We start from the raw sequence: 4,110 nt of genomic DNA on the forward strand, positions 1-4,110 counted from the left end.
TTGAACAGTGATGTTCAGCAGTGTTCAGCGTAAATGTATCAGGGCAGTGGAGTTTTCAGAACTTGAGGATCCTAGATGCCGGGGAGCTCAAGAAAGGGCCTGAATGTCCCTTTCTAAAGAAAAGCCAGCCAACGGCCGTGTTGACGGCCCGCCGCTATTCTGGCGGCAATGCCCAGAAGATCGTTGTGGGGCGAGAGCTTTCCTGTGGATCCAAGGTGCTGGTGGCTGCCCAACCGACGCGGGGGGTGGATGTGGGGGCCATCGAGGCCATTCATCGGCGCATCCTGCAGGCGCGGGATCAGGGCATGGGGGTGCTGCTGGTGTCGGCGGATTTGAATGAGGTGATCAGCTTGTCGGATCGCATTTTGGTGATCCATGAGGGCCACCTGGTGGGAGAACTCACGCATGAAGAGGCCACCGAAGAGCAGCTAGGGCTGCTGATGGGCGGGATCCAGCATTAGACGAGGCTGGGGGCAGCTTGAGAAGACCCTGCCGCCCGTTCTTGGGCTAGGGCTGCTCGCCGTTGTTCCAACTCTTGAGGAGAGATGCGCCCATAGGTCACGCTCATCTCGGCCAGCCGCTGGATCATGTCCTGCCGCAGCATGTCCTCGCGGTAGCGCCAGGCCCAGTTGTTCTCGGTGGTGCCGGGGAAGTTCATGCGCGCCTCTGCCCCCAAGCCCATCACATCTTGCAGGGGAATGATGGCCAGATCGGCTACGGAAGCAAGGGCTAGGCGAATGAGATCCCAATGGATGCCCTCGGATCCCTGGCAGCCCAAATAGCGCAGCAGGTTTTGTTTTTCCCACTCCGAGCGCTCCGGGTCATGAAACCAGCCCACCACCGTATTGTTGTCGTGGGTGCCGGTGTAAACGACAAAGTTGCGCTCATAGGCATGGGGCAAATAGGGGTTATCCGGCCCGGAACCAAAAGCAAACAGCAGCACCTTCATGCCGGGCAAGCCAAATTGATCCCGCAGTTGCAACACCTCCGGCGTAATGTCTCCCAGATCTTCGGCAATCACCGGGATTTCCCCCAACTTGTCGGCCAGGGCCTGAAAGAAATCTGCTCCCGGCCCTTTTTGCCACTCCCCTTCCACAGCCGTTTCTGCATCGCCTGGAATGGCCCAGTAGCTCTCGAAGCCGCGAAAGTGGTCGATGCGCACACAGTCCACCTGCTTGAGGATGGCCTGGATGCGCCGGATCCACCAGTCGTAGCCGCGAGCCTTGAGCACCTCCCAGTTGTAGAGGGGGTTGCCCCAGCGCTGCCCGGTGGGGCTGAAATAGTCCGGCGGCACACCGGCTACTTGTAAAGGCCGTCCCTGTTCATCCAGGTGAAACAGCTCCCGGTTGGCCCACACGTCGGCACTGTTGGGGGCAACATAGATGGGTACATCGCCAATGAGCTGCACTTGATGCTGGTGGGCATACTCCCTTAGGGATCTCCACTGCTGGGCAAACAGATACTGCCAAAACATCTGGCGGGTGACTGCGTCGGCGTGGCGGTCGCGGGCCTCCTGGAGAGCAAGGGGATCCCGCTGGGCTAGGGCTGGAGGCCACTGAGTCCACTCTTGCTCGCCATACACCTCTTTGAGAGCCATGAAGAGAGCGTAGTCCGGTAGCCAATCCGCCTCCTCGGCACAGTAGGCGTGAAAGGCTTCCCAGTCAGCAGCGCTAGCCTTTTCCTTGAAGGTGGCCCAGGCCCGCTGCAAAAGACCCAGCTTGAAGGGGATCACGGTTTCGTAGTCCACCCGCTCGGCGGATCTGGCTTGGATCGTTGGCCATTGGGGCAGATCCTGCCAACTGTTGGGATCCAGCCAACCGGCCCCCACCAATAGCTCCGGGCTGATGAGCAGCGGGTTGCCGGCTATGGAGGAAAAGCTCATGTAGGGGGAGTTGCCCCAGCCGGTAGGTCCCAGAGGCAGCACCTGCCAGAGGCGCTGGCCGCTCTCCACCAGAAAATCCACAAACCGGTAAGCAGCCGGCCCCAGGTCGCCGATGCCAAATGGCCCCGGTAGCGAGGTGGGGTGCAGGAGGATCCCACTGAGTCTGCCCATGCGCATGGCCAAGCCCTTTTGCCCTAGGTGGTTTCACCGCCTATGCTGTCACTTCCAGAGCCACGATGAACAGCTCCAGACAAGACAAAATCGGCACAAAGCCAAAAGACCCCCTTTTCCGCCCTGGCCAGGGATCCGGAACTGGGATCCCGTCAGGCCACCTCGGGGGCAGGGCAGGCTTGGGCGTACCAGTTGTAGAGACCATCGCCGGTGGTGAGCCAAGTCTGAGGGCGAGATTGGATGTGCTGCAAGGCTTTTTTCAGGGATCCCATCCGCAGCGGCTGCCCAACGATGAAGGGGTGCAGGCCAATGGCCATGATGCGGGGGGAGCGTTCCCCATCCTGCCAGAGTTGATCAAACTGGTCGATGAGGGCTTGGGCAAAGTCTTCTGCCGACAGGCGGGCGCTGAGGCAGAGGCTGATGTCGTTGGCCTCCAGGGTGTAGGGGATCCCCAAGAGGGGGCCGGCGGCAGTTGGGAACCAGTAGGGTTGGTCGTCGTTTACCCAGTCGGTGGTGTAGCGGATCCCGGCAGCCTTGAGCAGGTCAAAGGTGTTCTCGCTAACGGAAAATCCCGGCGTCAGCCAGCCCCAAGGGCGGGATCCCGACACCTTCTCCAAAAGGGACAAACTGCGCTCAATGAGCTCCTGTTCGACGTCACGGGCCAGGCCGCTGTGGCCGGTGGAGTTGTTCCAGCCGTGGGCCAGCACCGACCAGCCGTATTGGCGGATCCCTTCGATGATGGGGGGGTAAAGATCCACCATTTCCGCATTCAAGGCCGCCGTCACCGGGATCCCCAGCTCGGCAAACAGCTCAAACAAGCGCCAAATGCCCACCCGATTGCCGTAGTCCCGCCAGCCATAGTTGGCGATCTCAGGGGAGCTGGTGAGATGGGGTTGAATGGCCGTGCCCAGCTTGCCAAAGGTGAAGTGCTCGATGTTCATCACCACGTACACGGCCACTCGCGCCCGATGCGGTAGGCTCGGCAGATTTCGGCTGGGCAGAGCTGAGTAGGCAGGGGGCAGCATGTCCGCTCTCCAAAGCTTTGATGCTCACCAAGGGGGCAGGCTAGTCCTTTGATTTTCCTGAGGTCAAGGCCCGATGGCAAGCCTGCACTTCTGGAAGGGTGAATAGGCGACGAAAGGGGATCCCTGCTTCTCGGCAGCGGTCTTCTGCCCCTTCCAGCCGATCCACCAAAGCCAGGATCCCTTCCGCCCGGTAGCCGGCTGCCCGCACCCGTTCGACAGCCTTCAAAGCAGAACTGCCGGTGGTCACCACATCTTCCAGGATCCACACCCGACTGCCTGCCGGCAACTCCGGCCCCTCGATCCAGGCCTGCGTACCGTGCCCCTTGGGCTCTTTGCGCACGATTAGGGCGGCTAGGTTGGCAGGCTCAGCCCTCAGGGAGGCCAAACTCACCGCCGTCACCAAGGGATCTGCCCCCAGCGTCATTCCGGCCACTGCCTCGGTTTCGGGCGGCAACAGTCGGTGCAGCAGGGATCCCACCCAATAAGCCCCCTGGGGATGGAGGGTGACCGGCTTGCAGTTGATGTAGTAGGGGCTCTTCTGTCCAGAAGTGAGGGTAAAGGAGCCTTCTCGGTAGGCCAGTTGGGCAAGGAGATATAGCAGTTTCTCCCGCGCTTCCTCTGGGGAAAGGGTCAGGGGAGAGCAATCGAGAAGCAACACAGCGGGGATCCCCTTGGTTCAATAGCTGATGGGAAAGAGCACTCAGGACATTTTATTATCCGGCCAATCTCCACGAAGTCCCACCTTACCCTTCGCAGCGTTTTCCGGCTGCACGAGGGGGATCCCTGTCACGCAAAAGATACGCCTGTCTTGGCTAGGGCCAATGTTGCTGAAGTTCTAGACCGGCGGATACCTGAAAATCTGTTCAAACAACCACCTGGGGCATCATTTGCTCAACCAACAGAAGCAACGTGTTGGCAACAGAAGCCGGCTCCTGGGCATTCAAAGTTGTGTGCGGAACTGAACCGTCCTGATTCCCCAAAATTAACAAAATGTCTTCTGGATCCCAGGCATTGGGTTGATCGACGTGGGTG

General features: G+C 60.1%; 4 protein-coding genes. 1 reads left to right on the top strand and 3 read right to left on the bottom strand.

Translation table 11 applies throughout. The features are described 5' to 3' along the window. The first annotated feature begins 137 nt into the window (after positions 1–137). On the top strand, positions 138–461 hold the full coding sequence (locus NW843_RS04865) for a sugar ABC transporter ATP-binding protein (protein ID WP_414522272.1): 324 nt from the start codon (positions 138–140) through the stop codon (positions 459–461). On the opposite strand, the gene malQ is transcribed toward NW843_RS04865, so the two are convergent. The 3 genes from malQ to pyrE all read right to left on the bottom strand — a co-directional run bounded on the left by malQ (position 458) and on the right by pyrE (position 3,736). Then, a complete protein-coding gene (gene malQ / locus NW843_RS04870) occupies positions 458–2,059 on the bottom strand; it encodes a 4-alpha-glucanotransferase (protein WP_414522273.1) in 1,602 nt (533 codons plus the stop codon). The two genes, NW843_RS04865 and malQ, sit on opposite strands and share 4 nt — an antisense overlap. A 146-nt stretch (positions 2,060–2,205) precedes the next feature. Further along, entirely contained in the window at positions 2,206–3,078 is an 873-nt protein-coding gene (locus NW843_RS04875) for a polysaccharide deacetylase family protein (RefSeq protein WP_414522274.1), read from the bottom strand. 40 nt (positions 3,079–3,118) lie between these two features. After that, positions 3,119–3,736, bottom strand: coding sequence for an orotate phosphoribosyltransferase (gene pyrE, locus NW843_RS04880; protein ID WP_011433101.1), 618 nt, complete (start codon positions 3,734–3,736; stop codon positions 3,119–3,121). Positions 3,737–4,110 lie beyond the last annotated feature (374 nt).

The organism is Synechococcus sp. R5-12 (assembly GCF_047502655.1).
Lineage (GTDB): Bacteria > Cyanobacteriota > Cyanobacteriia > Thermostichales > Thermostichaceae > Thermostichus.